At 65.6% G+C, this 1,534-nt stretch carries 2 protein-coding genes; one reads left to right on the top strand and one right to left on the bottom strand.

The window, feature by feature from the left end; genetic code table 11:
* A partial coding sequence (locus tag WAO18_RS05230; RefSeq protein ID WP_422204452.1) for a type II toxin-antitoxin system VapC family toxin occupies window positions 1-370 on the top strand: 370 nt, incomplete at its 5' end.
* Here the strand turns inward: WAO18_RS05230 and WAO18_RS05225 are convergent.
* Window positions 367-1,416, bottom strand: coding sequence for a C40 family peptidase (locus WAO18_RS05225; protein ID WP_422204451.1), 1,050 nt, complete (start codon window positions 1,414-1,416; stop codon window positions 367-369). The two genes, WAO18_RS05230 and WAO18_RS05225, sit on opposite strands and share 4 nt — an antisense overlap.
* Between the last annotated feature and the right edge of the window lie 118 nt (window positions 1,417-1,534).

The raw sequence follows: 1,534 nt of genomic DNA, 5'->3' as shown, positions 1-1,534 counted from the left end.
GGGTGATGACGGAACAGACGGCGAGCACGCGAGGCAACGTTTAGCAGGCGAGACGTTGGTCGCGCCCGAACTTGTAGACCTCGAGGTGGTCTCGGTGTGGCGCCGCCACGTTGCAGCAAAACAGATGGCCGCCCGAAGGGCCGTAAGTGCGTTAGCGGACTTGGCGGATTTGCCGGTCCGTCGATCCTCACACCAGCCATTTTTGCAGCGCATATGGGAACTGCGGCATGTCGTCACGCCCTACGATGCCGCCTATATCGCGCTAGCCGAGGTTCTGGATGCCGTGCTGGTCACCGCTGATGCACGTCTCTCGCGTGCCTCGGGCCTTAACTGCGAGGTCGAGGTCATCGACGGGAGCGGCGGCCGTTAACGCGGCTGGTTGAGGTAGCGGCGCGCGCCCCAGTAGTCCTCGTCCAGGCGAACCGGGGTGATGCGCACCGGTTCCGTCTTATCGAACGCCTCGATCATGTCGCCGTTCCCGTAATACATGGCCACGTGGTACATGTCGTCGGGATTGACGGGGTCGCTGCCGCCGTGCGAGTAGAAGAGCAGATCGCCGGGTTGCAATGCGGATTTGTCGACCGGGCGGCCCCGGCTGTCGGCGGCCTGCGGGCCGGCGTCGCGCGGCAGGGTGATGCCGTGCACCTGGTAGATGGTGGCGGTGAAACCGGAGCAGTCGATCCCGAACCCGGCGTCACCACCCCACACGTAGGGGACGCCCACGAACGCGGCGGCGTACCGGGCCAGATCGGCTCCGGTGGGATGCGGTATGTCCGTAGGCTTTTCGTAGACCGCCACCGTTCGGGCATCCAGCCACTTCGGGCCGCGATCGGGGGTGGCTACCTGAACGGCCTTGTCGGTGCGGTTCAGGACCGGAAGCCGCGTGTTGGTACTGATCTCGAGGTCGCGATCGGAGAGTCCGGAATCGCGGTACAGCCAGGTGGTGATGCCGCGATCGGCCAGCGCGAAGGGGCCGTATTCCTTCAGTGCGCCGTAGCCCGCGTCGATTGTCAACTGGGCCTTGGGAATCCAGCCGGGATAGCCCTGAGAGTTCTTCGGTGTGGCTTGGTCGGGGACCACTACCTCGTCCCACTCGCCCTGTTCCCGCACCACAATGACGCGGTCGCCGAAGAGGACCTGCGTTTGGTTGAGATTGTCCGAGGTGAGCGCTTCCTGCTGGTCCAGCGTCATTGCGGACAGCCAGCCGCGAATATCGACCGGATTTGTCAGGGCGGGATGGTCGACTGGGCGCGGGCTCTGCGGGGTGGTCCACGCCGTGGCCACCGCAACGGTCACATAAGCGCTGCGCGCCGCCGGCGCCGCGGAGAGGTCGGCCGGGCCAGCGATGACAGATACCGACGCCAGCCCGACGCACAAAACACCGGCAAGCACTGTTCGGGTCGCGGCGCCGGTCACGTCCATCCACGTTATCGGAGCCGCGCTGGTGTGTCCGGTTAGCGCGCCGCAACGCTTCGCAGGGAACGGCTCAGAGCTGCGCGCGCATGTGGGCAAGCACTTCTTCGGTCATGGCGAA

This window comes from Mycobacterium sp. (assembly GCF_049278535.1).
Classification (GTDB): domain Bacteria; phylum Actinomycetota; class Actinomycetes; order Mycobacteriales; family Mycobacteriaceae; genus Mycobacterium.
Note: the sequence above shows the minus strand (reverse complement) of the source record. Positions and strands in the feature narration are given on the sequence as shown.